The organism is Trichococcus pasteurii (genome assembly GCF_900112935.1).
In the GTDB taxonomy this organism is placed as follows: domain Bacteria; phylum Bacillota; class Bacilli; order Lactobacillales; family Aerococcaceae; genus Trichococcus; species Trichococcus pasteurii.
Genome location: NZ_FONM01000011.1, coordinates 68,241 through 90,813, shown reverse-complemented (window position 1 = coordinate 90,813; position 22,573 = coordinate 68,241). Strand labels below are relative to the sequence as shown.

Sequence of the window (22,573 nt, the reverse complement as noted above, 5' to 3'; positions counted from 1 at the left end):
GTTTCACCATCGCAGATCGCATCGACTTCCAGCTCTTGTCCGATCAGGTAATGATCGACCAGGACCGGACGTTCAGGACTGGCCACGACCGCTTCACGCATATATTTCTCCAGATCGGCTTGATTGTAGACGATCTGCATCGCCCGGCCGCCCAATACGTAGGACGGACGCACCAAGACCGGATAACCGATTTCGTCGGCAACTGCGACCGCTTCTTCAACGGTCACGGCTGTTTTGCCGGGTGCTTGCGGGATATCCAAGTCGCGCAACAACTGTTCGAACAATTTGCGGTCTTCAGCGCGGTCCAGATCTTCCAAGCTTGTGCCCAGGATCTTCACGCCGTGTTTGACCAATTTGTCGGCTAGGTTGATGGCCGTTTGGCCACCGAACTGCACCACGACGCCCAGCGGTTGTTCCAGATCGATGATCGCCATCACGTCCTCTTCGGTCAGAGGTTCGAAATACAGCTTGTCGGAGATCGAGAAGTCCGTCGAAACGGTTTCCGGGTTGTTGTTGACGACGATCGCTTCATAGCCGGCTTCCTGGATTGCCCAGACCGCATGCACCGTCGCGTAGTCGAACTCGACCCCTTGGCCGATGCGGATCGGGCCGGAGCCCAGGACGATGACTTTTTCGCGGTAGCTCGGGAACGATTCCTGTTCCATCTCATACGTGCTGTAGAAGTACGGTGTGAAGGATTCGAATTCACCCGCACACGTATCCACCATCTTGAAGACAGGAACGATGCCGTTGGCTTTGCGCAACGCGTAGATGTCTTCCGAAGCCATGCCCCACAATTCCGCGATGATTTCATCGCTGAAGCCGTATTTTTTCGCTTCGCGCAGGATCTCAAGGTCTTTCGGTTCGGCTGCCGCCACTTCCTTCTCCAAATCGATGATGTGCTTGAATTTGTACAGGAAGAAGTAGTCGATTTCGCTCCATTCGTGGATCGTTTCCGGTGTCACGCCGCGGCGCAGCGCTTCGCCCAGATAGAAAAGACGTTCGTCGCAAGCAACGCGGATATTCTGTTCGATTTCTGCCATCGTCACGGTCTGGCCTTGGTCTTTCGGCAATGCCAGATGGTTGACGCCGTATTCCAAAGAACGGACGGCTTTCAGCATCGATTCCTCGAACGTATGGCCCATGGCCATAACTTCGCCTGTCGCTTTCATCTGTGTGCCGAGGGTACGGTCGCCCTTTTCGAATTTATCGAACGGGAAACGCGGGATTTTGGATACGATGTAGTCCAAAGCCGGCTCGAAAGCCGCATAAGAAGTGCCGGTAACCGGGTTCTTCATTTCATCCAAGGTCAGGCCGACCGCGATCTTCGCCGCCATCTTCGCGATCGGGTAACCGGTCGCTTTACTCGCCAAAGCCGAAGAACGGCTGACGCGCGGATTCACTTCAATGATGTAGTAGTCGAACGAGTACGGATCCAATGCCAACTGGACATTGCAGCCGCCTTCGATTTTCAGGGCGCGGATAATCTGCAGCGAGACATCGCGCAACATTTGGTATTCTTTGTCGGACAACGTCTGGGAAGGCGCCACGACGACGGAATCGCCTGTATGGACGCCGACCGGGTCGATGTTTTCCATGTTGCAGACAACGATGGCGTTGTCGTTGCTGTCGCGCATCACTTCGTATTCGATTTCCTTGAAGCCGGCGATCGATTTTTCCAGCAGACATTGCGTCACCGGTGAGTAGCGCAAGCCGTTGGCTACGATTTCGCGCAGGTCGGCTTCATTATGGCAGATGCCGCCGCCGGTGCCGCCCATCGTGAAGGCCGGACGGACGATCAACGGATAACCGACTTCCGCCGCGAAGCTCAATGCTTCCCCAACGGTGTGGATGATGTCGCTCTCAGGGACCGGCTGATTCAATTCCGCCATCAATTGGCGGAACAGGTCGCGGTCTTCGGCTTGTTGGATGGAAGTCAGTTTCGTGCCAAGCAACTCGACCTTGTACTCCTCCAGAATGCCGGCTTCATCCAGTTCCACCGCCATGTTCAAACCGGTCTGGCCGCCCAATGTCGGCAATAAGGCGTCCGGACGCTCTTTGCGGATGATGTTCGCGATGAACTCCAATGTCAGTGGTTCCATATAGACTTTATCGGCGATTTCAACGTCCGTCATGATCGTAGCAGGATTGGAGTTGACCAGGATGACCTTGTACCCTTCTTCCCTTAAGGCTAAACATGCTTGCGTTCCAGCATAGTCAAATTCCGCGGCTTGGCCGATGATGATAGGTCCCGAGCCGATCACTAGGATCGACTTGATGTCTGTTCGTTTAGGCATGCTTTGCCATCCTTTCTTTAAGCTTCAATTGTTTGAAAAACCTCGTCCATCACTGCAACAGCCTTGTCGATTTCCGCGCTGGTCACGTTCAGCGGCGGAAGGAAACGCAATACCGTATCATGCGTGCAGTTGATGATGACGCCCTTTTCCAGGCACTTCGCGACGATGTCGGCTCCCTTCATCGCCAGTTCCATCCCGAGCAGCAAGCCTTTGCCGCGCACATCGAGGATGAAGTCGTATTTTTCCTTGAATGCCACTAATTTCCCTTCGAAATAGTTGCCCATCTCATTTACATTCGTCAAAATATTCTCGTCTTCAATCGCTTGAATTGTTGCGAAAGCTGCCGCACAGACCAGCGGGTTGCCGCCGAAAGTCGAACCATGGTCACCCGGTTTGAAATGGGAAGCGACAGCATCTTTTGCCAACAGCGCGCCGATCGGAACGCCATTGCCCAAAGCTTTCGCCAAAGTCATCACATCCGGTTCCACACCGTAGCCTTCATAGGCAAACAGCTTGCCGGTGCGGCCCATGCCAGTTTGGACTTCATCAAAGATCAACAGGATATCCTTCTCGTCGCAGAGTGCGCGCACTTGCTGCAGGTAAGCTTGATCGCCCACATAGACGCCGCCTTCGCCTTGGATTGGCTCCAAAAGGATTGCGCATGTCTTTTCTGTAACTTTGGCGGCCAAAGCCTCAAAGTCATTGAACGGAACGTAATGGAAACCTTCCAGGAATGGATCGTAGTCTTTATGGAATTGTTTTTGGCCGGTCGCCGTCAACGTCGCCAACGTGCGTCCGTGGAAGGAATTATCTGCAGTAATGATCTCGTAGCAGCCTTCGCCGTGGACCTCACGTCCGTATTTGCGCGCCAATTTGATGGCTCCTTCATTGGCTTCCGCGCCACTGTTGCCGAAAAAGACCTTATCCAGAACAGAATTCGTGATCAGTTTTTCCGCCAACTGCACTTGCGGCTCGATCCAATAAAAGTTAGAGCAGTGGACCAGTTTGGCCGCCTGTTCCGCTATCGCAGCCGTCACTTTCGGGTGATTGTGTCCTAACGCGTTCACGGCGATGCCTGCCAAGAAGTCCAAATATTGCTTGCCGTCCGCATCCTTCAGGTAGCTGCCTTGTCCTTCGACCATGCAGATGGCTCCGCGGTTGAATGTATTCATCAAGTAGGCTTGCCCTTTTGTTTTTATATCTTCATTCATTATTCGAGTACCCCTTCCTTATCGCGATCGATCATCGTGCCGATCCCTTCGTCGAAAAAAACTTCCAATAAAATCGAGTGGCGCAGACGGCCGTCAATGATGTGCGCTCCGGCAACGCCGCCCTTCAAGGCGTCGATGCAGCAGTCCACTTTCGGAACCATTCCGCCTGAGATGATGCCGTCCGCTTCCAATGCTTCGATTTCCTCGAGCGTGATCCTCGAAATGAGCGAATCCTTATCATGATAGTCGCGGAAAATCCCTTCCACATCTGTCAACAGGATGAATTTGTTTGCCTGAACGGCTTTCGCCACAGCACCGGCTACATAATCAGCGTTGATGTTGTAGCTCATCCCGTCCTTGCCCATCCCGATGGAGGAAATGACCGGGATGTAGCCGCTGTAGATGAGCGACTCCAGCATTTCCTTGTTGACTGCTTCCACTTCGCCGACATAGCCGATGTCGATTTTTTCGCCGTTCTTTTCCAGATATTTTTTGCGCGCTTGAATCAGATTGCCGTCTTTCCCTGACAAGCCGATGCCTTTGCCGCCGATCTGATTCAGAGTGCCGACGATATCCTTGTTGACTTTGCCCGCCAACACCATTTCGACGATTTCCATCGTCTCTTTGTCTGTCACACGCAGCCCCTGTTCAAAGTGGCTCTCAACCTTCAGTTTTTTCAGCATGTCGTTGATGGCCGGCCCGCCGCCATGGACAAGGATCGGGTGCATCCCCACCGATTTCATCAATAACAAATCCTGCATGACGGCCTTTTTCAGATCTTCATTGATCATGGCATTGCCGCCGTATTTTATGACGATGATCTTGTCGCGGAAACGGTTGACGTAAGGCAGTACTTCGACAAGCATTTCGGCTTTTTCACAATTGCTCTTGTTCATCTTCATCCCGCTCTCAGCTCCTGTAATCCGCATTGATTTTCACGTAGTCGTAAGAGAAGTCGCATGTCCACGTGCTGGCGGCTTCCGTGCCCAGATGCAGGTCGATCAGAATGTTGATCTCATCTGCTTCCAGTATTTTTTTCGCAAGTTCTTCATCGAAGACGACACCCATCCCCGCTTCGCAAAGCTGGATTTCGCCGTTCTTGCTCGAGAAGGCGATGTCGATCACGTCGGCATCGAAGTATTCCGTTTCCGCATAACCGGCAGCTGTGATGACCCGGCCCCAGTTGGCATCCTCGCCGAACATCGCCGTTTTAACCAAGCTCGAAGTCGCGACCGATTTGCCGACCGAAACCGCATCAGCCATTGTCTTCGCGCCGGAAACCAGCACCTCGACAAATTTTGTCGCGCCTTCGCCGTCTTTGACCAAAAGCTGCGCCAATTGGGAGCAGATCGACAGGACAGCCGCTTCAACCTCGGCATAGCCGGCGTCATCAGAGGAAACAATCAGCGGATTGTCCAGTTTGCCGGTAGCGGCCACAAAGACGGAATCGTTCGTGCTCGTGTCCCCATCGATGGTCGCGTGGTTGAAGGTCGCATCCGCGGCTTTCAGTAACATCGCATGTAAAGCTGCTTGGCTGATTGCGACATCGGTTGTGATGTAGCCCAGCATCGTGCCAAGGTTCGGATGGATCATCCCGGATCCTTTGACCATTCCGCCGATGGTAGCTGTTTTGCCGGCGACTTCAAAGGTGAAACTGACTTCTTTCGGAACCGTATCCGTCGTCATGATCGCCTTGCTGGCTGCAGCGCCGCCAAATTCGGAAACTTCCGGCGCGATCGCCTTGACCCCTTTTTTCATTGTCTCCATGTTCATGAACATTCCGATGACGCCTGTCGAAGACACCAACACCTCTTCCGGTTGGATATTCAGTTCTGTCGAAAGGAGCTTCACGGTCTCTTCCACATCGGCTTTGCCTTGTTTGCCTGTACACGCGTTCGCGTTGCCGCTGTTGATCAGGATAGCCTTGAAGCGGTCATGCTGCTGCAGGGCCTGCTGATCGTACTGGACCGGAGCCGCTTTGACTTTGTTTTTGGTGAAGACGCCCGCAACTGTTGCCCCATCAGGGAAATACAGCAGCGCCATATCCTTTTTGCGTTTCTTGAACCCGGCGTGGATACCCGCGGCTTGCACACCTGCAGCTGCAGTCACACCGCTTTTATGTAATTTCTTTGTCATTTCGTCCGTTTCCTCCTTCAGTCTTCCGTTATTACGGGAAAAGCCCAATCATCTGTAATCCTGTCGTTTCGGCAAGTCCGAACATCAGGTTCATGTTTTGCACGGCTTGGCCGGCAGCGCCCTTCATCAAGTTGTCGATGACCGACACGATGATGACCCGGCCTGTACGCTCGTCGTAGGTGACACCCAATTGGCAGTTATTTGTGCCTTTCACCGATTTCGTCATCGGCCACATGCCCGCAGGCAGAACCTGCACAAACGGTTCATCGGCGTAAGCTTCCTCAAAAAGAGACTGGATTTCCGCTGCCGTCGTTTTTTCCTTGACCGTCGCATAGATGGTGCTGAGGATGCCTCGGCTCATCGGCACCAGATGCGGCGTAAATTGGATCATCGTGTCCGTACCGGCCATCTGCGTCAACAGCTGCTCGATTTCCGGTGTGTGGCGATGGTGCGCTACACCGTAGGCTTTGAAGCTACTTTCCACCTCAGTGAAGAGGTTCGCTACGTTGCCGGCGCGGCCCGCTCCGGATGTGCCGGATTTGGAATCGCAGACGATGCTGTTCGGCACTACCCAGCCTTTTTTCATCAACGGCATCAGTCCCAAGAGGATACTGGTCACAAAGCAACCCGGATTGGCGATGACTGTTGCATCTTTGATCGCGTCGCGGTCCCATTCGGGCAGACCGTAGACGGCTTCCTCCAATAGTTCCGGCTCGGTGTGCGCAACTTTGTACCATTCTTCATAGACGGCTGCATCCTTCAAGCGGAAATCGGCCCCCAAATCGATGACTTTTTTGCCTTTTTCTTTGGCTTTTTTGGCTATCGGCAACGCGTGTCCATGCGGCAAGGCCACAAAGATCACATCGCTGTCGGTCGTCACCTGTTCCAGATCCAATTCTTCGCAGGTGTGATCGATGTGGCCCAACAGGTGCGGAAAAAGATGCTGGATCTTTTGACCCGCATACGTGCGGGAGGTCAGATGATCCAAGACCACATCCTCGCGCAATCCCAATAATCGGACTAATTCCACCCCCGTGTAACCTGTTGCTCCAATGATACTGACATGAATCATACTTCCCATCCCCCTCATTAATGTTTGTAGTAAATGCAGGCCAAGCCTGTTTACAAATTGTTGTGACTATACAAAAAAACTTCCGTGCCTATACCAAATCAAATAGATTCAGTATAGGGACGAAAGTTCGTGGTGCCACCCTTATTTTCCAGCATGCACGCATGCCGGACTCAAGTATTGCTACTTTTGCGATAACGGGGCAACCGGATTAAACTTTATGGTTCACATTCAGCTTATCAACTCAAAGTTCCTGTTCATCCATCGCGGTTGACCTTGCTTTCACCCTCCAAGGTTCGCTTCACTGTGCAAATGGATTACTCTTCTTGTCAAAGTTTTTGTTTGTGTTAGATGTTGTTTGACATTTGCATTAAATTTATCATCTGTTTTTCACTTTGTCAATCAAACTTTTGGAATAAATAAATTTCCTAAGGTCGCAGCCATGATTGCCTTGATGGAATGCATGCGATTTTCGGCTTGTTCAAACTGAAGACCGTGCTTGCTGCGGAAGGCGGCATCGGTCACTTCCATCTCGCGCATGCCGAATGTTTCCGCGATTTCCTGCCCGTATTGCGTTTTAGTATCATGGAAAGCCGGCAAGCAATGCAACATGATCACATCATCATTTCCGGTCTTCTCAATCATTTCCATGTTGATCTGATATGGCGTCAATAATTCGATGCGCTCCTCAAATTTATCCTCTTCACCCATCGATACCCATACATCGGTATAAAGGACATCAGCCGCTTTTACGCCTTTGGCCACATCGGCCGTGATTTCGATTTTGCTGCCGCTCTTTTCAGCGAATTTCTGTGCCATCTCAACCAATCCATCGGTCGGGAACAACGATTCCGGCGCGCAGATCGTGATGTTAACGCCAAGGATAGCGCCGGTAACCAACAAGCTGTTGGCGACATTGTTGCGTCCATCCCCTACATAGACCAACTTAAGTCCGGCCAACTTGCCGAAATGCTCTTTGACCGTCAGGAAATCGGCGATCATTTGAGTCGGATGCCAGTCGTCAGTCAAGCCATTCCATACCGGTACACCGGCATATTTCGCCAGGTCTTCGACGGTCTTTTGGCTGAAACCGCGGAATTCGATACCGTCGAACATGCTGCCGAGCACTTTAGCGGTGTCCTCAACGGATTCCTTTTTGCCCAATTGGATATCATTTTTCCCGAGGTATTCAGGATGTGCCCCAAGATCGATGGCAGCCACTGTAAAAGCGGCTCTGGTACGCGTGGAGGCTTTTTCGAACAAAAGGGCAATGTTTTTGCCTTCAAGATAACGGTGCGGAATATTCCGTTTTTTCAGATCCTTCAGATGCGCTGAAAAATCAATCAGATACTCCAATTCTTCCCGAGTGAAATCTTTTTCCGCCAATAAGCTTCTTCCTTGAAATACTTGTTCCAAAATTCTGCCATCCCCTTTTAATTTTATTCTCACTGATGCTCTTGCGAACGATCATTTCCGAGTCATGATGCAACTATTATTGGACTCATTTTATACCCAATTCTAATTAATTACAAACTTTATTTTAATCATATATATAGTATAAGGCCTGATTCATCAAGCAAAAGACTGACTTTTGCCGCTTCGGAAACCCGTCAGCCGTTGAACATTTGTTTGCAAAAACTTTTATTTGACAATAGTACGGATTGGGATTATCCTAGAGACAACTTAATTGAATAGTCTTCAGGGACGGGTGAAAATCCCTACCGGTGGTAAAGCCCACGAGCCGTAAAGGCAGATTCGGTTAGATTCCGAAGCCGACAGTCAGAGTCTGGATGAAAGAAGACAATAACCATTTATCGAGTGGCACGCTGCGTATATTTTTCATAAAAACGCTTTCGTGCCATCCGTTCATGACCGGAATGTCAATCCCTGGGTGTAGTCTATACCCAGGGATTTTTTGGCTTTGTTTAGCTGGCCTTCCTTTGTCGAGCCCTGAAGCAGAAACTGTTCAGGGCTCTTTATTTTGGAAAAGGGAGGCACGTAAAGATGCACGATAAAGATACACACTTTATGCAAATGGCTCTGGAACTTGCAGAGAAAGGCCGCGGGGCCGTCGCACCAAATCCGATGGTCGGCGCCATCATCGTCAAGGACGGACGCATCATCGGATTAGGCTACCACGAAAAAATCGGGGAAGGCCATGCTGAAGTGAACGCGTTCCGCTCGGCAACAGAAGATGTGGCCGGCGCAACCATCTACGTGACTTTGGAACCCTGCTCCCATTTCGGCAAAACACCGCCCTGCTCCGACAAGATCATCGAAAAGAAGATCGGGCGGGTCGTCATCGCGGCTTTGGATCCGAATCCATTGGTTTCCGGTCGCGGAGTCAAGAAACTGCAGGATGCCGGCATCGAAGTGGTGACAGGTGTCCTGGCCGAAGAAAGCAGCCGTTTGAATGAAATATTCATGAAATACATCGTCAAAAAAGAGCCCTTCGTCGTTATGAAAGCAGCGATGTCCCTGGACGGAAAGATTGCGACCCGGACCGGAGAATCGCAATGGATTACGGGACCTGCCGCAAGGGAACGCGTGCATCAACTGCGCAGCGCCCTCAGCGGCATCATGGTCGGTGTCCAGACCGTCATCACGGACGCTCCGCAGCTGACTTCCCGCATTCCGGGAGGAAAAAATCCGCTGCGGATCATCGTCGACAGCACCTTGCGCATCCCTATGGAAGCAAAAGTGCTCCAGGATCAGGACGTGGCCAAAACTCTTATCGCAACGACAGAACGGGCGGATCGCAATAAAGCCGCCCTGCTCGAAGCAGCCGGCATCGAAATCGTGACTGTACCTGCCAAGGACGGACAGACCGACCTGAAGGCATTGATGAAAGTCCTCGGGGAGCGCGGCATCGACAGCATCCTCCTGGAAGGCGGCGCAACCTTGAACTTTTCCGCCCTGAAGGCAGGCATCGTCGACAAGGTGCAGATCTATATCGCCCCGAAACTGATCGGGGGGGAAACGGCAAAAACACCTGTCGGAGGAGATGGCATCGAGAAGCTGAGCCAGGCTTTCAGCGTAATCGAGCTGAAAGCCAGCACCGTCGGGGAAGACATCCTCTTGGAAGGCTACATCTCCAAGAAAGAATAACAACGGAAAGTGGGAGGAAATTCATGTTTACTGGAATCATCGAAGAAGTCGGCACCTTAAAAGGCATCCGCCATGGCCAAAAATCTTCCATCGTCACGGTCGGCGGAAAAAAAGTGCTGGTCGGGACAAAAATCGGCGACAGCATATCCACCAACGGTGTCTGCCTGACGGTAACGAAGCTGCATAAGGATGCCTTCGATGCCGACGTCATGCCGGAAACGCTGCAGCGCTCCAATCTAGGCTCCCTGCAGATGGGCGGCCGTGTCAATCTGGAACGGGCGCTTCAGCTCGACACCCGATTGGGCGGCCACATCGTCAGCGGCCACATCGACGGGACCGGCTCGATCAAGGAATACCGCAAGGACGATAATGCCGTCTGGATCACCGTCTCAGCCGGACCGGAGCTGCTCCGCTACATCATTGAAAAAGGCTCGATCGCCATCGACGGCGTCAGCCTGACGGTTGCGACAGTCGATAGCCAATCGTTCCAGGTATCCATCATTCCCCATACTGGAGCAGAGACGATTTTGCTTGAGAAGAAATTGGGCGACACGGTCAATCTGGAGTGCGACATCATCGGAAAATACGTGGAAAAACTGCTGGGCCTGAGCCCGCAGATACAATCAAAACAAAGCAACCTATCTGAAGCTTTCTTGAAAGAGAACGGCTTCTTCTGAAAGAAAGAGGAGGGAAACATATATGTTCAATACATCTGAAGAAATCATCGCGGACATCAAAGCCGGCAAAATTATTGTGCTGGTCGATGATGAGGATCGCGAAAATGAAGGCGATCTGATCTGTGCGGCGGAATTCGCGACGCCGGAAAACATCAATTTCATGGCCATCTATGCGAAAGGCTTGATCTGCATGCCGATGGATCGGATACTCACCGAAAAACTGGTGCTGACTCCGATGGTGGACCGCAACACCGATAATCACGGGACAGCCTTCACCGTCGCCATCGACCATGTCGAGACGACCACCGGCATCTCGGCCTTCGAACGCTCTTTGACCGTCATGAAGGCAGTCGAGGATGACGCGCAGCCCGAGGATTTCCGCAGACCGGGCCATATCTTCCCGCTGAAGGCAGTGGACAACGGCGTGCTCGCGCGTAACGGCCACACTGAAGCCACCGTCGATTTGGCGCGTTTGGCCGGATTGAAGCCGGCGGGTCTCTGCTGCGAAATCATGGCCGATGACGGCACGATGATGCGCACGGCCGAACTGATCACTTTCGCCAAAGAGCATGACTTGAAGATCGGTACGATTGCTGACCTGATCGCCTACCGCAAGGAGAACGAACAGCTCTACAAGCGCGAAGGCCAAGCCAAACTCCCTACCAAATACGGTGAATTCGACATCTACACTTACGTGAGCAAGATCGATGCGGACGAGCACCATGTCGCCTTGGTCATGGGCGATGTCACGACGGAAGAACCCGTTCTGGTGCGCGTCCATTCCGAATGCTTGACCGGCGATGTCTTCGGATCGAAACGCTGCGACTGCGGCCAGCAATTGGACGCGGCCATGAAGCAAATCGCCGAGGCTGGCCGAGGGGTCTTGGTCTACTTGCGTCAGGAAGGCCGCGGCATCGGCCTCGTCAACAAAATCCACGCTTATGCGCTGCAGGACCAAGGCTACGATACGGTTGACGCCAACCTGATGCTGGGATTCCCCAGCGATCTGCGCGAATACTACATGGCCGACGAGATGCTGCAGGATTTGGGCGTGAAAGAAATCCGGCTTTTGACCAACAACCCGCTTAAGATTGAAGGATTGAAAAAGCACGGCCTGAAGATCACCGAACGGATTCCGATCCAACTCGAGATCTTCGACGAAACGCAGCGTTATATGGAAACAAAGAAACAAAAGATGGGTCACTACTTGGATTTATAAAAAAACAACCAAACAGGAGGAAAACAAAATGAACATCATCGAAGGACAATTAATTGCACAGGATTTAAAAATCGCGATCGTGGTGGCAAGATTCAACGAATTCATCGGCTCAAAATTGGTGGGCGGCGCCTTGGACGGTTTGAAACGCCATGGCGTGGCTGAAGATGCCATCGACTTGGCATGGGTGCCAGGTGCATACGAAATCCCATTGGTCGCACAAAAAATGGCGGCTTCCGGAAAATATGATGCCGTCATCACTTTGGGCGCCGTCATCAAGGGCGCAACGGCGCATTTCGATTACGTCTGCTCGGAAGTTTCAAAAGGCGTAGCGACAGCCTCCATGAGTACAGGCGTTCCGGTCATCTTCGGCGTCCTGACGACCGACACGATCGAACAAGCCATCGAGCGCGCCGGTACGAAAGCGGGCAACAAAGGCTATGATTGTGCTGTATCTGCCATCGAAATGGCCAACCTGCTCAAAAATCTATAAAAGTCTATGGAAAAACTAATGTTCAAAGAGGTCCACACCATCATCCTTGACTATGACGGCACCCTCCATGACAGCACCAAGAATTACATCCACGCTTTCAAACAAGCCTATGCTTACCTCGTTGAAGCCGGCCACGCCGCACCCAGAGATTGGGAGGATGCGGAAATCACGAAGTGGCTGGGCTACAGCAGCAAAGCCATGTGGGAAAATTTCATGCCCGACCTGGACGAATCTGTCCAATCGAAGGCCTCAAAAATGATCGGACAGATTCTGCTGGAAAAAGCCCAAACCGGGCAGGCTGTCCTTTACGAGGGCGCGCTGGAAACACTGCAGGCATTGAAGCTGAAAGGCTACCGCTTGGTCTTCTTGAGCAACTGCAGCCGCGCCTATATGGAAGCCCACCGGGAAAGCTTCGGCTTGGACCGCTACTTCGACGGCATGTACTGCACTGAAGACTTCAGCTTCATCCCAAAATACGAAATCTTCGAATCGATCCGAGCTGTTTTTCCTGACGATTACCTGATTGTGGGCGACCGTTTCCAGGACATCGAAGTCGCCGAACATCATCCCGTCCGCACAGTGGGTTGCCGCTACGGCTTCGGTTTTCCCGGTGAATTGGAATCGGCGGATGCACTGATAGACGATATCCGCGAATTGAATGACTTGCTGTAAACATCGAAAGAGGCTGGGATTTTGTCCCAGCCTCTTTCTGCGCTTTGCGGATATGAGGTGCCTAAACGTGTAACAGCCGACACAAAGTAGATTCCTTGATTGTTCGCAAAGTAGCGCCTGCACATCAGCAAACACAACGAGGATTCCTCGACTGTTCGCAAGGAGGCACATGACGAACAACCGACGAAGCACACTTTCACCGGAAATTCCGATTCACCCATCCTATCGATTGCGCCTGCTTTATGCTGTCCAATCCGGAACGCTAGCTTTCAACCGGTCCAACAATCGATAAAGCAGCTCCCGGTTGCTCGCGGGAATCGGATAATTCCGGATTTCTGCTGCCGTCTGCGTATAGGCGGTGCCATCCAAGAATGCCGCATCGTTCTGGAGAATGCTCTCGATGCTCTCCTTTGTGGACTCGAAATGGAACTGCAAGCCGATCACGTTACCTTTATAGACAAAACCTTGATTCGGACAGATGTCGCTTGCGAACAGGTGCTCCGCTCCTTCCGGCAAGCCGAATTGCTCCCCGTGCCAATGGAACACGACCAGTTCCTCAGGCAGAGCGCCGACAGTTGTCGAGCTTATCGTTCGGATCGGCAGCCAGCCCGCTTCCCGGTATTCCCCCTGAAAAATAGCAGCACCCAAAGCTTTGGCGATCTGCTGTCCGCCCAGACAAACACCGAAGACCGACTTGCCATGGCTGATGAGTGCGCGGATAAGCTGGCGCTCCTCTTCCAGCCACGGCAGTTCATCCAAAACGCTCATGGGACCGCCCAATATCACCAGGAAATCCGTTTCCTCCGCTTTCGGCAAAGCCTCCCCCAGAAATAGACGGTAGATTTTGTAGTCGGTCCCGGTCTGCCGGCACCAATTCTCGATTTCCCCTGGCCCTTCAAAATCTACGTGCTGCAAAATTGCGATTTGCATGCTGATCCCTCCTCAAAATTGTTTATTCCCATCATAATCCATTATCCCGTAATCGTCACCCAACTCTGCGTTATTGAGTGCAGATGCAGGTCGGGAATGTTATGATAGACCTATAGAAAACACTTGATCCAAAGCCGTTTCCGAAGGGAGCAAGCACCATGAGAAACCTGGACAAAGAAATTGCGATCATCAAAAAATTCAAAGCCGAGCACCCGAACAAAGCCTACAAACTCTACATCGAGACAAGCGATGACTTCGACTTCCACGACGAAACCGAAAGTGAAGACTACATCGCCGTCCTCATCGCCGAATTGGAAACCGAAACGCCCGTAGAAAATCCGTTTTTGGAAGGCACATCAGCCTATACCTGGGACGCCGAATACGTCATCTACATCGACAAACCCACTACGGCCGATCGGGAATTGATCACAAAACTTTATTATGACGAACTGCTCCAATATGTCTGAAGGGAATCACCCTTCAGGCATTTTTTCGTCCTTTTCGTCTTTGGCTTCTTCTTCCGAAACACGCTCTTGGGGTTTATTCCCTACCAATTTTTCGTCATCGGTCCCACTCTCGCTTGGCTCCGGTTTTTTGGACGACCGCAGCATCTTCTCCACAAGCAGTTTGACCAACCGATCCAGTTCCACCATCACGATTCCTCCTCTGCATTTTTTACTATCATACAACAAACGTCCCGATATTTTTATTCTTTTTGGCCCGCATCGCAAAGTTTACGCTCAGTTTATCTCCTCCAGTTATAGTTATACCAAGGTTTACAGAACATAAAAAGTAAGCCAAACCAAAGGAGGAAAAATAATGAGTCAGAATTTTGAGAATGCGATCAGAGAGCGGTTTGAGCAAGGATTCAAAAATTGGAACAATGGGTACGATGCTTGGTTGGACTGGTGCGAAACGCTTTATGAACCGGATGCGCACTACAATGTCTACAGCGACCGTCTGACCTTGCAACAGTACACGGACATGATGGGGCAACTTTTCCAAGCCTATGACATCGAACTGGGCGAATTCCATAATATGATTGTGGAAGGTGAATGGGGTGCCATCCGCTATGTCGTATATATCATCGACAAACGCACTGGCGAACGGATCGAACAGAAGACGATGGAGTTCGTCAAATTCAAAGAAAATCCCGAACCGATCGGGGTACGAGTCATTGAAGGCTGGGCCTTGTCCGACAAACCATTATCCGCTCACTGATACCCACGCTCTTAAAGCATCAAAACGACATAAAACAGCCTCCGAAAATCCGCATCACACGGAATTCCGGAGGCTGTTCATTTTATCCTAGTTGCGGCAAATCGATCAGTCGTTCAAGGACTGTTCGGACATTCAGTCCAGATCGGCCCCGTTTGAAACGATGACCTTTTTGTACCCTTGGAACGAATCTTCTTTGCTGCGTTTCAGGCTGCCTTTGCCTTCGTCATCCTGATCGACGTAGATAAAGCCGTAACGTTTGGACATTTCGCTTGTGCTGGCACTGATATATTTGTTATTTTGGATTGCACCCTGACCACATTGTAAACTTATCTGTACATTTGAAGAAGTGCGTTAGAACGTTTTTTTCTTTACATTTTGCGAACACACGTTCGAAGATGTATAATGAAGCCAAGGAGGTGAGTTTCATGCTGAAAGCCTATCAGTTCCGTTTACATCCCAATCAAATACAGAAAGAATTTTTCACCAATTGCTTCGGCTCCGCAAGATTTGTCTACAATCAGATGCTGGCTGACCGAAAAGAAATTTACGAAACCTACAAAGACGACAAAGAACTGCTGAAATCCATCAAGCCGAGGACCTACACTTCCTTCAAAGAGGAATTCCCGTTCCTGAAAGAAGTGGACAACCTGGCCTTGGCGAATGCCAGCCAAAACCTGAACAAGGCCTACAAAAACTTCTTCCGCGACAAATCCGTCGGTCATCCGAAATTCAAAACCAAGCACAAGTCAAAAGCGTCCTACACCACCAACAACCAAGGCGGAAACATCCGCATCGAAAACGGAAACATCAAACTGCCGAAAATCGGCTTCGTCACAATCAAGCAACACCGGGGGTTTGACGGACTGATCAAGTCCTGTACGATTTCCATGAACAAGGCAGGCAATTATTTCATTTCCATTTTAGTGGAACAGGAAACGCCCGAATGGCTGCCGGTGGAACACAAAATCGGCATCGATCTCGGCATTTCTGATTTCGCCGTCACCACAAATGATGCCGACGAATCCGTGAAACATGCGAACCCGAAATGCCTATACCAGTCCGAACAGAAAGTCAAGAAAGCCCAACGCGCCTTGTCCCGCAAGCAAAAAGGCAGCAAAAACCGAGAAAAGGCACGCTTGGTACTGGCCAAAAAACACGAAAAGATTGCGAACCAACGCAAGGACTTCCTGCACAAACTCTCCAATAAAATCACGGACGAAAACCAAGTCATCGTGATCGAAACTCTGCGGAGTTCGAATATGATGAAGAACCACAAACTTGCGAAAGCGATTGGGGATGTCAGTTGGTCCGAATTTTGCAGGCAGTTGGCCTACAAAGCTGAATGGAAAGTCCGAACGCTCATCAAGTCTGACAGGTTTTACCCATCCACCCAAATCTGTTCCGCATGTGGACACAGAGACGGCAAGAAAGCCCTGCATATCCGCGACTGGACCTGCCCGGCTTGCGGTACAACCCACGACCGGGACATCAATGCCAGCAAGAACCTCTTGGCTTTGGCCAAGTAAAAGAAAACACACGAGGCAGGTACTGCCTTTTGAGCCTACTCAATATCCATTCCCGCTGCCTGCAAAGACATACGCAGGTAAGGAAGGAGTTCGTAGGAAGCTCGCGGCTTGGGTCGTGAGTAGTTCACGCTCTCTTCCATGTAACCAACTTGCAGGCCCAGCAGGAGAATATCGATATTCTGGATTAGCTTATCCACTTTTTCTTTTGCCGTATTCTTCACCCATTCAACCAGTATGCTGGTCGAGAAACCTCCTGTACAGGCCAACATAATTGATACTGTCATGCAATCCCCACCTGTATAGATATGCAAAAACCGTGCCAACACACACTAAGCGCACCGCATCACGCAACAAAAAAATCTGTGTCGCCGAAACGACACAGATTTTTTTGAATTGTGCACTTGTGTGTCAGCCATTCGCTGTATAGGACACACTTCGGGCCAAATAAGCGTACGCGACATGGTTCAGCATGTCTTCGTTGATCATCTCCAGATGCTCCCGGAAATAATCCAGGAAGAGATTCTTGATTTTCGGAACGATATATTTGTCCTGCGGAAATGAAACCATCCCTTTTTCAAAATGCGGAATCTGTTCCTTGCGCTTGATTTTCCGCAGCATGCCGATGATATGGAAAGAAAGGCCGATCTTATCGCTCACGAATAGGGATGGGCTCATCATTTCGTTCACTTCATCGTTGAAGCGATAAATGCTGGACAGCAGCTCCTCTATTTCGGGCATGTCGTAATACTTCAGGATCGTTTCCTTTATCGAACGATACGTATAGATTTCGTCGATGCAGTCCTGAATCCTTTGCAGTCCCGCCCGGTTCATGACCGTATACAGTTCAAAGGTCGGATACTCCGTTTTGATCGCAAAGGTACTGATGACACAGATGATTTCGTATTCCTTCGTCGATTCCTGAAGGCGCGCATAAATACTCTCCTTGCCCACGAGATTGATCGGCACGATCGTGATTTCCTTCTCATCAAAGGAAATCTCCTTGCGGATGATGTCACGGATCGTTACGGCCGTCCCTTCGCCGGTCAGGCAGATCGAAATGATCGCCAACGGTCGGAAATGGAACGAATCGGTGGCTTGCGGCCGCACTTTCGGCTTCTGCACCTGTTCCAACGCCTTCCTGTCCTGATAAATGGCCATATAATCGTTCACCTTCAGCGTTTCGACATAGACTTCACGCAAACTGCAGCCGATCATCGCTTTTCTGCTTGCCTCGAGGACATGCATCGTGCTCACGAGTGGGATGGACTCGGCCTTCAAGGGAAACAGTTTCTCCAGTTCCCCCGCAAAAGTCGTCAGACTGCCCATATCCACCAGCAGCAGGATATCATCCGTAATCTGATGGTTTTTGATGTAGCGGACCAGCCTTTCGAACACTTGCTGGGGCTCCTCATCCAAGCGCGCATTGATCCCGATGGCCCCCTCATGGTTCAGCAGTTGGTTTGCCGTGTCGCAAAGTGCCGACGCAATCCCTGATCCGTGCGCAATCACGATGACCTGTACTTTCGCCAATCTTTCGATCGCATCCATCTCATCGTGCGTCAGGAACATGATGAAGTAGCTCGCTTCCTCTTCCGGAATGCGCACACCCAGATCCGCTTCCAAAATGGCCATGCATTCTTTCGCAACGCCGTACATCTCCGGATACTTGTCGATGATCGCTTCATGCATATCGTTCTTCAGCACATGATCCTGTTGGCTTCGCTTCACAAGGTTGTAGATATGGATTGCCATCATCTGGAACACCTTATCGCTCACCACCTTGCCGGTCTTGATTGTGACATGGCGGAGGATTTTTTCGAGTTCCTTGATGATGTTGTCCGGCACGAGCGCAATCAGGTTTTCTTTGTTGCAGAAACGCTGTTCTTTTTCTCCTGTCAATTTGAAATACGTCTTCAGATCGTGCTCCATTGCTTTTTGGATCTCTTCCGCACTGGCTTTGTTCTTCTCCAATTCCCGATAGCGTGTGTTCATTTCCCGGTAGATGGTGCTTTCGCTCGGTGCACTGACTTCCGGAACGGTAGCGTTGGAGGGCAGATACTGGATTGCCTGTCGGTTCGTCCCCTCGTATTTCGACCACATCTGGCGGTGATCCGCATTGCTGAGCAGCCCCGCCCGGATATAATCCGGCAGATCTTTGCTGCTGACTTTCAGATAATCCTCTTTGACGGCCAAAAACCGGGCATAGCTTTTCGCGAAAGCGATCCGGATATCCGCTTTGAATTGCCCGATATTCAATTCGCATTTGTAATGCAGAAAGGCTTTCAGCGCATTCTTGCTGAAATACATTGGCACTCCCAACTGATCGACTTCCTGCTGGACGAAGGCATCGAACAGCTGATGGCGTTCCTCGATCGACCTTTCCCTCAAACTCGGCAGATCGATGATGATCGGCAGCCTGCGGATGAATGTCTTCAGAAGCGTGTCCTTTTTTTCGGTAGTCGCTCCGATGATCAGGACACTGGCATGGTGATCTTTTTCGGATTCACCGAGCGGCCGGAAAACACCGCGGTCGATGTAGGTGAACAGCATCTCCTGCCCTTCGATCGGCAACCGGTGGATTTCATCCAAAAAAAGGATGCCTCCGTTCGCCTTCTCGAGAAGCCCTGTCTTATTTGTTTCCGCACCCGTGTAAGCCCCTTTTGCATGGCCAAACAGTTGGCTCATCAACAGCTGCGGATTATGGGCATAATCAGCGCAATTGAACTGGATGAAGGGGGAAGATCCCTCCAGTTTCCCCGATTGGATGCCGTATTTGTGCAACAAATCGGCAAACAACGACTTGCCGACACCGGTTTCGCCCAGCAACAGCATATGCATGCCATCTCCTGGATACAGGATCGCCGCCTTTCCTTGCTCAATCTGATGGAAAAGGCTGGGATTCTTCTTCAGGAAGTTATCCATGTCCACGATTCTGGGTGTTTCCTTCGGTGCCGCAACCTGTTGGAGCACCTTGCGTGTGCACGGGAAAAAACGAACCGGCCTTGTTTTTTCTTTGTAGCAGCGTTTTTCTTTATGCAGCTGATTCAGATCACGCGAAATATTGCTTCTGTCGCTTTTCAATCTATAGGCGATTTCCTCGGCTGTTATGCCCTGCTTCTTCTCCTCGTAAAGCATGCCCAATGCCTCGAGCACTTTTTCAATCCTCTGCAAAAATCATCACCCCTCGGCAAACGTTTACATTCTAATTATAATCGTACCATACTTTAATCATGTAAGAATATAAAAATATCAGATTACGGTCATTATTTGCAGTGCCTGCTGAAAAATTTAAAAACAAAGAATACGGTTATTGCTTTGCATGAATTCCAAGTAAACTAGTAGACAGCGAGAAGATGATATATAATAGGCTTTATGCAAAATAAGGACCGGTTGATACATTAGGGAGGCTGTAAATGATCAGTTTGTTATTGGTGCGTAAAATTGTCCAACTTTTTCTCATCATGATTTTGGGCTATGTAATTGTTAAACTGAAAGTTGTAAAAACAGAGGAAAGTGTAGTCTTGTCAAAAATATCCCTCTATCTGATTATGCCTGCAGTCATACTCAGCGCCTTTCAGGTCGACTTCAAGCAGGAAATCAGAGAAGGATTGATGCTGGCCTTTGTTGCGGCTGTCGCCATCCATATACTGCTGCTAATAATTGGGCATGTCTCAGGCAGATTGTTCAATTTTGAGGAAATAGATATTGCATCGATCATCTATTCTAATGCGGGCAATTTGATCATTCCCATCGTAACCTCCGTTTTGGGGCCTGAATGGGTCATCTATTCCACCGCGTTTGTGTCCGTACAATTGATTTTTCTGTGGACGCATTGCAAATTGATGTTCTCAAAAGAAAAGAAACCCAATGTCCGAAAAATCATTTTGAATGTAAACATGATCGCCATTTTTTTAGGAGTCGTATCCATGCTGTCAGGGATCAGACTCCCGGCTATGCTCAATGAAACATTGGGTTCAATCGGCACTATGATCGGACCGATGGGTATGCTGATCACAGGCATGATTGTTGCCGGAATGGATATGAAGCAAATCTTCACAAGCAAAAAAGTTTATGTGATCACCTTCTTCAGAATGATCCTTTGTCCGGCCGTCATTCTGCCGTTGCTGAAACTCAGCAATGCTGACCGTTTAGTTGATAACGGCATGGAAATATTGCTGATCACCTTTTTGGCGACTGTAACCCCCGCGGCATCCACCGTTACGCAATTCGCACAAGTGCATAACAAAGATGCGGAGTATGCTGGCTCGATCAATATCATGACCACGCTGGTATGTATCGTGACCATGCCCATCTTCGTCATTCTGTATTATTTATAAAACAAAAAAATCCTTGGAAACAGTGAAGAAAATTACTTCACTGTTCCAAGGATTTTTTATTAAGAAGTATGGGTAATGAGGGGCTTGAACCCCCGACCCGCTGATTAAGAGTCAGCTGCTCTGCCAACTGAGCTAATTACCCATATCACGTGCCGATCACGTAACAAATGTTATTTTACTCTCCTTTTCAATAAAATGCAATAACTTCACGAAAAAAAGGGTCCACTTCCGGATAGTATCTCCGGATGCGGACTCTTTTTTGTATTCATTACTGTCTTAGATACTTGCCCAAACATTTTCCAATACGTTCGTCTGGTTGCGGTCAGGTCCCACTGAGAAAGTGGAGATGCGAACGCCAACTGTTTCTTGAACGCGGCGGACATAGTTGCGTGCATTTTCTGGAAGTTCTTCCAAAGTACGGCAAGCAGTGATGTCTTCGCTCCAGCCCGGAAGCTCTTCGTAGACAGGCGTGCATTGAGCCAATTCCTTCAAGCTTGCTGGATAATGGTAGATCAATTCGCCTTCAGCATTTTTATAGGCAGTACAGATTTTGACTGTTTCCAATCCGCTCAAAACATCGATGGAGTTCAAGCATAGGTTTGTGATGCCTGAAACGCGTTTTGAATGACGCATAACAACTGCATCGAACCAGCCGATACGGCGCGGTCTGCCTGTCGTTGTTCCGTATTCACGGCCAACTTCGCGGATTTGGCTTCCTACTTCATCGAACAATTCAGTAGGGAACGGGCCATCTCCGACACGGGAAGTGTAAGCCTTGCAGACACCGACAACTTTGTCGATCTTGGTAGGGCCCACACCACTACCGATAGTTACACCACCGGCAACAGGATTGGAAGAAGTAACGAATGGATAAGTACCTTGGTCGATATCCAGCATAACCCCTTGAGCGCCCTCGAATAGGACGCGTTTGCCTGCATCCAATACATCGTTCAGGATAACGGATGTATCGCACACATATTTTTTGATTTCTTGTCCGTACTGATAGTATTCTTCAAAGATATCTTCGAATTTGATTTCTACAGAATCGAACATTTTTGTGAATTGACGGTTCTTTTCTTCCAAGTTGATCTTCAGGCGCTCTGCAAAGATTTCTTTGTCCAACAAATCAGCTACTCGGATACCGACACGCGCTGCTTTATCCATGTAAGCTGGCCCGATACCTTTGATGGTCGTACCGATTTTGTTTTCGCCTTTTGAATCCTCCTGAAGCTGATCCAATTGAATATGATAAGGCAAAATGACGTGAGCACGGTCGGAAATACGCAGGTTATCCGTGTTGATGCCGTGATCTTTCAAATATGCCAATTCTTTGATCAATGATTTTGGATTCACTACTACACCGTTTCCGATTACACTGATTTTTTCTGGATAAAAAATGCCGGATGGAATTAAGTGCAATTTGTATGTAACGCCATCAAACTGGATTGTGTGGCCAGCATTGTCTCCGCCTTGATATCTAGCGATTACTTCTGCATTCTCACTAAGGAAATCTGTAATCTTCCCTTTACCTTCGTCTCCCCATTGAGTCCCAACAACTACTACTGAAGTCATTATTTACTCCACCTCATCTTATTTATTCATAACACTATGCTAGTTTACCAATATTACCTATGTCTTTCAATAAAGAATCAAATAAAAGCGCTCATTTCTGAACAATTT

The 22,573-nt window shown here is 49.8% G+C and carries 20 protein-coding genes, 1 tRNA gene, 1 pseudogene, 1 riboswitch and 1 other annotated feature; of the genes and pseudogenes, 9 read left to right on the top strand and 13 right to left on the bottom strand.

Going from position 1 to position 22,573, the window contains the following annotated elements:
- The 6 genes from carB to argF all read right to left on the bottom strand — a co-directional run.
- Window positions 1-2,297 (bottom strand): carbamoyl-phosphate synthase large subunit (carB, locus tag BM184_RS10235; protein ID WP_093365089.1); only part of this gene is annotated, 2,297 nt, incomplete at its 3' end.
- A gap of 17 nt (window positions 2,298-2,314) precedes the next feature.
- On the bottom strand, window positions 2,315-3,508 hold the full coding sequence (locus tag BM184_RS10230; RefSeq protein ID WP_086942832.1) for an acetylornithine transaminase: 1,194 nt from the start codon (window positions 3,506-3,508) through the stop codon (window positions 2,315-2,317).
- Entirely contained in the window at window positions 3,508-4,410 is a 903-nt protein-coding gene (gene argB, locus BM184_RS10225; RefSeq protein WP_218151020.1) for an acetylglutamate kinase, read from the bottom strand. Before argB ends, BM184_RS10230 begins: the two co-directional genes overlap by 1 nt.
- A 7-nt stretch (window positions 4,411-4,417) precedes the next feature.
- Window positions 4,418-5,644, bottom strand: a complete 1,227-nt coding sequence (gene argJ, locus BM184_RS10220) for a bifunctional glutamate N-acetyltransferase/amino-acid acetyltransferase ArgJ (protein WP_086942833.1) — start codon at window positions 5,642-5,644, stop codon at window positions 4,418-4,420.
- 31 nt (window positions 5,645-5,675) lie between these two features.
- Entirely contained in the window at window positions 5,676-6,716 is a 1,041-nt protein-coding gene (gene argC, locus BM184_RS10215; RefSeq protein ID WP_086942834.1) for an N-acetyl-gamma-glutamyl-phosphate reductase, read from the bottom strand.
- Between the two features lie 112 nt (window positions 6,717-6,828).
- Window positions 6,829-7,055, bottom strand: a binding site (T-box leader).
- Between the two features lie 60 nt (window positions 7,056-7,115).
- Window positions 7,116-8,132: an ornithine carbamoyltransferase gene (gene argF, locus BM184_RS10210; RefSeq protein ID WP_177208624.1), complete on the bottom strand. Its 1,017-nt coding sequence runs from the start codon at window positions 8,130-8,132 to the stop codon at window positions 7,116-7,118.
- A 271-nt stretch (window positions 8,133-8,403) separates the two neighbouring features.
- Window positions 8,404-8,519, top strand: a riboswitch (FMN riboswitch).
- Between the two features lie 198 nt (window positions 8,520-8,717).
- Between argF and ribD the strand changes: the two genes are divergently transcribed.
- From ribD to BM184_RS10185, 5 genes are read left to right on the top strand one after another with little or no spacing between them, the layout of a single operon-like run.
- Window positions 8,718-9,821 (top strand): bifunctional diaminohydroxyphosphoribosylaminopyrimidine deaminase/5-amino-6-(5-phosphoribosylamino)uracil reductase RibD, encoded by a 1,104-nt coding sequence (gene ribD, locus BM184_RS10205; RefSeq protein ID WP_086942836.1) that lies wholly within the window; start codon window positions 8,718-8,720, stop codon window positions 9,819-9,821.
- Window positions 9,822-9,844: 23 nt separating this feature from the next.
- Window positions 9,845-10,498 carry a riboflavin synthase gene (locus tag BM184_RS10200; RefSeq protein ID WP_086942837.1) on the top strand — a complete coding sequence of 218 codons (654 nt, stop codon included), beginning with the start codon at window positions 9,845-9,847 and terminating at the stop codon, window positions 10,496-10,498.
- 22 nt (window positions 10,499-10,520) lie between these two features.
- Window positions 10,521-11,717: a bifunctional 3,4-dihydroxy-2-butanone-4-phosphate synthase/GTP cyclohydrolase II gene (locus BM184_RS10195; RefSeq protein WP_086942838.1), complete on the top strand. Its 1,197-nt coding sequence runs from the start codon at window positions 10,521-10,523 to the stop codon at window positions 11,715-11,717.
- 28 nt (window positions 11,718-11,745) lie between these two features.
- Window positions 11,746-12,207 carry a 6,7-dimethyl-8-ribityllumazine synthase gene (gene ribH, locus BM184_RS10190; protein WP_086942839.1) on the top strand — a complete coding sequence of 154 codons (462 nt, stop codon included), beginning with the start codon at window positions 11,746-11,748 and terminating at the stop codon, window positions 12,205-12,207.
- A 6-nt stretch (window positions 12,208-12,213) separates the two neighbouring features.
- Complete coding sequence (locus BM184_RS10185) at window positions 12,214-12,879, top strand: HAD family hydrolase (protein WP_086942840.1); 666 nt, start codon at window positions 12,214-12,216, stop codon at window positions 12,877-12,879.
- Window positions 12,880-13,119: 240 nt separating this feature from the next.
- Here the strand turns inward: BM184_RS10185 and BM184_RS10180 are convergent, their stop codons facing one another.
- Window positions 13,120-13,809: a type 1 glutamine amidotransferase gene (locus BM184_RS10180; protein WP_086942841.1), complete on the bottom strand. Its 690-nt coding sequence runs from the start codon at window positions 13,807-13,809 to the stop codon at window positions 13,120-13,122.
- 158 nt (window positions 13,810-13,967) lie between these two features.
- On the opposite strand from BM184_RS10180, the gene BM184_RS10175 reads away from it, so the two are divergent.
- Window positions 13,968-14,276, top strand: coding sequence for a hypothetical protein (locus BM184_RS10175; RefSeq protein ID WP_086942842.1), 309 nt, complete (start codon window positions 13,968-13,970; stop codon window positions 14,274-14,276).
- Between the two features lie 6 nt (window positions 14,277-14,282).
- Here BM184_RS10175 and BM184_RS10170 read toward each other — a convergent pair whose 3' ends face one another.
- Window positions 14,283-14,462: a hypothetical protein gene (locus tag BM184_RS10170; RefSeq protein ID WP_086942843.1), complete on the bottom strand. Its 180-nt coding sequence runs from the start codon at window positions 14,460-14,462 to the stop codon at window positions 14,283-14,285.
- A 166-nt stretch (window positions 14,463-14,628) separates the two neighbouring features.
- Between BM184_RS10170 and BM184_RS10165 the strand changes: the two genes are divergently transcribed.
- Complete coding sequence (locus tag BM184_RS10165; RefSeq protein WP_086942844.1) at window positions 14,629-15,030, top strand: nuclear transport factor 2-like protein; 402 nt, start codon at window positions 14,629-14,631, stop codon at window positions 15,028-15,030.
- 132 nt (window positions 15,031-15,162) lie between these two features.
- Here BM184_RS10165 and BM184_RS15185 read toward each other — a convergent pair.
- Window positions 15,163-15,315 (bottom strand): annotated as a pseudogene (locus BM184_RS15185) (6-phospho-beta-glucosidase); the annotation flags it as partial.
- Between the two features lie 140 nt (window positions 15,316-15,455).
- On the opposite strand from BM184_RS15185, the gene tnpB reads away from it, so the two are divergent.
- The gene (gene tnpB / locus BM184_RS10160; protein WP_086942845.1) at window positions 15,456-16,556 is read left to right on the top strand and encodes an IS200/IS605 family element RNA-guided endonuclease TnpB; all 1,101 of its coding nucleotides are present in this window, start codon (window positions 15,456-15,458) and stop codon (window positions 16,554-16,556) included.
- Between the two features lie 35 nt (window positions 16,557-16,591).
- Here the strand turns inward: tnpB and BM184_RS10155 are convergent, their stop codons facing one another.
- On the bottom strand, window positions 16,592-16,840 hold the full coding sequence (locus tag BM184_RS10155) for a PTS sugar transporter subunit IIB (RefSeq protein ID WP_086942846.1): 249 nt from the start codon (window positions 16,838-16,840) through the stop codon (window positions 16,592-16,594).
- 124 nt (window positions 16,841-16,964) lie between these two features.
- Window positions 16,965-19,727: a sigma-54-dependent transcriptional regulator gene (locus BM184_RS10150; RefSeq protein WP_086942847.1), complete on the bottom strand. Its 2,763-nt coding sequence runs from the start codon at window positions 19,725-19,727 to the stop codon at window positions 16,965-16,967.
- Between the two features lie 242 nt (window positions 19,728-19,969).
- On the opposite strand from BM184_RS10150, the gene BM184_RS10145 reads away from it, so the two are divergent.
- Window positions 19,970-20,893 carry an AEC family transporter gene (locus BM184_RS10145; RefSeq protein ID WP_086942848.1) on the top strand — a complete coding sequence of 308 codons (924 nt, stop codon included), beginning with the start codon at window positions 19,970-19,972 and terminating at the stop codon, window positions 20,891-20,893.
- A gap of 69 nt (window positions 20,894-20,962) precedes the next feature.
- On the opposite strand, the gene BM184_RS10140 is transcribed toward BM184_RS10145, so the two are convergent.
- Together BM184_RS10140 and BM184_RS10135 are read right to left on the bottom strand one after the other, a co-directional pair.
- Window positions 20,963-21,035, bottom strand: a tRNA-Lys gene (locus BM184_RS10140).
- A gap of 134 nt (window positions 21,036-21,169) precedes the next feature.
- Window positions 21,170-22,465 (bottom strand): adenylosuccinate synthase, encoded by a 1,296-nt coding sequence (locus tag BM184_RS10135; RefSeq protein WP_086942849.1) that lies wholly within the window; start codon window positions 22,463-22,465, stop codon window positions 21,170-21,172.
- Window positions 22,466-22,573 lie beyond the last annotated feature (108 nt).